Below are 569 nucleotides of genomic sequence, written 5' to 3'. Positions count from 1 at the left end.
GAGGAGACCTTCTTCACCTCGGTGGCGATCTCGCCCGCCGGCCGCTGGCTCGCGACCGCCGACTCCGACGGCCTAGTCCGGCTCTTCGAGCGGGACGGCACGCCCATCAGGACGCTCAAGGTGTGCGACGACTGGGTCGACACGGTGGCCATCGCCCCCGACGGCTCCTGGCTGGCGGCCGGCGGCCGCGACGGCCGCGCCAGGCTGTGGTACGCCGACGGCACCCCACTGACCACCATCAAGACGTCGGTGGAGGCCGTGAAGCACCTGGCCATCGCCCCCGACGGCACCTGGATGGCCACGGCAGGCTCCGACCGGATGGACCTGTGGGACGCGCAGGGCAGGCGGCTGGCTCCCACGCTGGAGACGCCCTCGTTCGTCGGTGGCCTGGCCATGGCGCCCGACGGTGAGTGGGTGGCTGCCGTGCACTGGGACGGCGGCATCGCGCTCTGGGACAGGACAGGCGACGCGGTCGCGACACTGCCCGGCGACGAGGTGCTCTACACGGGCCTCGCGGTGAGCGCGTCGGGCGAGCACCTGGCCGCCACGGCCGACGACGGCACGCTGCG

General features: G+C 73.6%; 1 protein-coding gene. It reads left to right on the top strand.

The window, feature by feature from the left end:
* Positions 1-569, top strand: a 569-nt coding sequence (locus AC3EO4_RS55725; protein ID WP_431905007.1) for a WD40 repeat domain-containing protein, incomplete at both ends; no start/stop codon positions are given.

The organism is Nonomuraea sp. bgisy101, assembly GCF_057708945.1.
Note: the sequence above shows the minus strand (reverse complement) of the source record. Positions and strands in the feature narration are given on the sequence as shown.